This is a genomic window from Streptomyces marokkonensis (assembly GCF_039539045.1).
Lineage (GTDB): Bacteria > Actinomycetota > Actinomycetes > Streptomycetales > Streptomycetaceae > Streptomyces > Streptomyces marokkonensis.
Genome location: NZ_BAABCQ010000304.1, coordinates 1 through 4527, shown reverse-complemented (window position 1 = coordinate 4527; position 4527 = coordinate 1). Strand labels below are relative to the sequence as shown.

Genomic DNA, 4527 nt, shown 5'->3' with positions numbered 1-4527 from the left:
CTCGGAGCTGAATGCGATAAGGGACAATTTTTGCTCCGGGCGCGATACCTTGCAGCCCATCATTGGCTCCCGTACCTGCGATCAACTCAGCCATACTCGTGCCGTGGCCCGCGTAGTCGTTCGTGGCACCATAGGCAACCGCCTTCGGGACTTCATCCACCAGAACCTGGCCAGTGAGGGAAGAGGTATTGGGATTCACACCTGTGTCAATGACAGCAACCTTGACACCTTCCCCTGTGCTCGTCTTCCACATCTGCTCGACCTGCATGGGCCTCAAATACCACTGTTCCGACTCAACGTCGAACGCTGCAGCATTCGGAGCAAACCCCACGCCCACAGCCGTCAAAGCGCCGACGACCGCGCTCACAGCACGCACTCGTCGCACGCGCCGTGTCCTGCGAAAGACATTCCGCTCGGCCAGTCGACTGGTCCCCGGCTTCATAACGTTGTACGTCCTCGCTAGCGCTTAGTTGACGACTGGCGGCACGTCGCGCCGCTGCTGGGCAGGCAGGTGAGTCTCTTGGTCCTCGCTCGGGCGGCCGGGACGCGGTGTCTCTTCCTCATCACGGTCTCCGGCCGGCCTTCCGCGACCGCCCGGGCCACGCACAAGGCCGGTTCCTCCGCGGGTCATACCGTTTCGCTCGGCGTTGGCCGCGGAACGGCGAGCGGCAGGGCTGCCGGTGATGCGCTCAGACCTTGACGGACCGGTACGGGGCCTGTTCGTAGTAGGACCAGGTCTGACGGCGGGGGCCGGCCCGCCGAAGACGCCACCCTGCCCAGAACGACGGTCGGCCGACCGGGAACCAGCTGCCTCGGCACCAACAACCGTCCCACGAGGGATTCTCTGTCCGCTCATCGTCGGCGGCGCAGCACCCGTCACAGGCCGACCCCCAACCACGCCGCCCGCACGACCCACGCCGCTTGCGGCACCACCGTGCGGCATCGGAGCAGTCGTCCCCCCCGGCCGTGCGGTACCGCCGGTTACTCCCGAACCCATCGGTGAGGGCCCTGGTGCAGAGGAAACTCCCTTCGCGAGTGCCTGACCGCTCGCCGCGGTACGCCCCGCCTGACCGACGGGTCCGTTCCCCACAGCACGGCCTGAGCCCCCGTTACTCACGTCGGCCCTGCCTGCTCCTCCCTGAGCGGCCAGGGGGCCGCGAACACCGTTTGGTCCGCGCACACCCCTACTCGACACCACGTTTGGAACCGGCCCCCCATACCCGGTACCGAACGCGTTGGCCGTTCCGCTACTTCCGCCCGGTGCCCCGGTAGTCGAAGTGATATTCCCGGTGGTGGAGGGCACCGAGGACGGCAGGGTACCGACACTGTCGATAGTCGTACCGACCCCAACCTCCGGCTCCGCAATGACCCTTGTGACCCCTGTGGGCCGGAGAGCGGTGTCAGTTGGTCGGTGTGATTCGACCGGAGCCACTGCGGCGGCCGAGGACTGATGCCCCAGAACGCCGGCCGTACCGCTCGTCCCGGATGATGCCGAAGCAGCGCCCCCGAAAACCAGGTCTTCGCTACTAGTGGGAGGAGGCTTCGGCACCCCTACGTCCGGCATCGACTTGAACTCCGGGGCCGTCAGGCTCTCCAGTTGTTCTCTGGACACCGCGTAATACGACGACAACCGATTCATCAGGTTGATCGCCTCCTGACGGTCCTTCTCAACCCGGACCGCAGTGGCGTATTCCTCGTTGCCGTCGACCTGTTTGGGGGTCGGAAGCTGTTCAGGCGGCAGTGCCTTGTCCGGCGGCCGTGTATCCCTCTGTGGCATGGCTTTGCGTACCGCCGCCAAGCCTACGGCAGCAGCAGTGATCTGATCGCCCGCCCCGCCCGCGAAGGTGCCCAGGTCATACGTACTGGTGACCAGCGACCGTCCCCACTTGCGGAAAGCCTCGCCCGACTCTCCGACCCAGTGGACTTCCCCGATGTGGCCGTCCAGTTCCTTGGCGGCGTCCGTGATGGCGTCCCGCGCCTCCCACAGAGCCCTGCCGGACGACTCCAGGTCCTCCGGGTTGGTCTGCTCGACCAGGTCGATCATGGCGTTGAGGCGGTGGCGCTCGAAGTCTGTGCGGCCGTCCATCGCTCGCCCGAACGGCGTCTTGTCCACAGCAGAGCGCACCAGACCATTGAAGATTCCCCCAAGGAATCCGCCACGCGGCCGCTCTTCGACGAAACGGGTGAGGTCCGTGACCGAGTTCTGCTGGGAGACTCGCTCCAGGTCCTCTTCATGCTGCTTGTCGGTCATCGTCACAGGTCCCCGGTGGTCTTGTTGCCCTCAGTGCGCTGCTTGCCGTCCGCGGTACCCTCAACCTGCTCGATCTGCATCTGGATCGCCCAGAAGCGCCGGCGCTGTTCCTCTTCGAGGTTGTCGAAGCCCACATGCGCACCCTGGACGGCGATACTGATCGCCTCGATCTGCAGGTGCAGCGTCTTCGAGAGAGATGTGAGCTTCTCGTGAACCCGGTTGTACTCCAGGTACAGGGCGTGCGCCTCCGGGAAGGCATCCGCGCTGCCGCTGTTCAATGACCCCGGCTTGATCGTTTGGGCACCGACTCGCTTGGGGTTACCAGGCGAACCTTCGAGATCGCTCAGGGCTCCGTCCACCCGCTTCACGAACGTACTCAGCGCCTCGCCAGTGACCTCCAGGTTTGCTGCCCTGGCGGTCGACACGCCCCCCACCATGTCTGCTGGAAGCACGTCGCTCCCTCCCCGTTTCCCCGTAGAACCATGGCTGCGGCCGACGGGCCGCTCACATCCGCGTTCGCAAAGCGAACCACGCGCACCATGCGATCACTACTGTAGTGAACCGGTACGACAGGGCCAACCGTGATGCGTGTGGGATCAGCTACAAGTCAGCCCCGGGTGTGGCACTTTGAGCGATTTGCGGTCAATGAGGTTCTACGAGGTGGCCACCGATCAGGTGACGGTCCGCGAGCCGACCAGCGGGATCCCCCGGCCGTTGTCCGAGACGTCTGACGTTTCAACTTCGCTGCCTGAAAACCTCGTTGGATATCCGGACTACCGCACTCGACCTGCCCCGTGCACTCGCTGAGTGGGTCGCCAAACTCATCGCCACCCGTGAGGGCAACGGCGCTGCAAGCTACGCCCACCCCAGGGCCGTCTTCACCCTTCCCGCCGGGACGTACTCAGATCGCCTCGCACTGGGCGTATGCGTTCGTCCCACTTCGCTTCAACACCACTGGCGTGCCTGCACGCCAGGCCCTTGCGTCCGCGGTGGGTGGTGCGGTCCTCGGTCTGACCCAGCAGCCCGCCGGGGTGAGCCGTTGACAAAAAACCCACGGGCCACCGGTCTCGGACCAGGCGCCTCTTCTCGGTGGCGTGGTCCGGTTCCCAGTGGCTCCGTGCAGCCGCGTGGGTATCCGCGCGTGCCAGCTGCCTCTCCTCGATCCGGCTTGGTGAAAACCGGCGTGGACAGACGGCCACGGCACAAACAGCAGCGCTGGACCAGCCGAAGTCCAGCCCACTCACGTCATACGGCAGAACGCGGTCCCGGGCTACCGTTGAGCCCTTCCCTCTGGACAACGAACACCCCTCAGCCCGGGCGCGCCCGGGCTCCTTCGCTGCGTTGTGTCTCTGGGTTCTCGGTCGGAACAGTCGCGGTCAGGAAGCTGCCGTGGCGCAGCCGAAGTGCTTGCCGGCGGTATCGACGAAGTTGGTGAACAGGTCCTTGGTGCGGGGAGCTCCCGGCGTCTCGACCGCGGACCAGTAGGCCTGGCCGAACTCCAAGGAGAAGTACGTGGGAGTGCCTGCGCAGTCGGCGACCACGTGCCGGTTGTCGAAGCCCAATATCTGGTGGCCGGCCACCTGCGGCTGCTGGGTGTATCCGGGCGAGGAGCGGATGCCCGCCACGATGTGCGGATCCTGCGTCACGGCATAGGTGGCGTGCTCCGCGACCTCGCACGCCCAAGTGGGGCCGGTTCCGTCCTGGACCGTCTGCATCGTCTTGGACCGGTTCTCCGGTCGCCCGGGGAACTTCAGGTCCGCCAGGCCGCACACCGCCTCGTCCCCGACGCGATTCCCTTCCGGGACCGCAGGGAGGCTTTCGGGAGCGGTGAGGGGTTGACCGGCGGCGCAGTCCGCCCGCTCGGCCGCGTTGTTGGCGACCTTTGTGAGGAGGCGGGTGAGCTTCACCGGGTCCGAGCCCTCGGGGGCGTATCCCTCGACGATGGCTGGCCCGTCCGAGGTCGTGCAGGCGTCGGGCAGCAGGAGCCAGCCGTGGTCGGCGCCACCGCGCCGGTGGGCGCCGTCTTCGGAGAAGAACTACATGCTGGCCGGGCTGGGCCAACGGCCGTTGTCCGTGAAGGGGAAGTCGCCGCGCTCCCGGCTCGCCGAGAGACTCAGCCGCTCGGTGTCCGATCCCGGCAGGGGAGACGTGTTCTCCACTGTGCAGGTGACCTCGAGCCGGTCGCCCAGCCCGCCCCGGTCGGAGAGGCGGCCGGGCCCTTAGAGAGCATCTGATCTAGATAGGGGATGTTCTGACATGTTTGTGTGACCGGCGGC

Annotated in this window: 3 protein-coding genes; all 3 read right to left on the bottom strand. The window is 66.2% G+C overall.

The window, feature by feature from the left end; translation table 11 throughout:
* A partial coding sequence (locus ABEA26_RS35155) for a S8 family serine peptidase (RefSeq protein ID WP_425587956.1) occupies window positions 1-367 on the bottom strand: 367 nt, incomplete at its 3' end.
* Between the two features lie 1886 nt (window positions 368-2253).
* Entirely contained in the window at window positions 2254-2676 is a 423-nt protein-coding gene (locus ABEA26_RS35150; protein WP_425587955.1) for a hypothetical protein, read from the bottom strand.
* 951 nt (window positions 2677-3627) lie between these two features.
* Complete coding sequence (locus ABEA26_RS35145) at window positions 3628-4158, bottom strand: hypothetical protein (protein ID WP_345598034.1); 531 nt, start codon at window positions 4156-4158, stop codon at window positions 3628-3630.
* Between the last annotated feature and the right edge of the window lie 369 nt (window positions 4159-4527).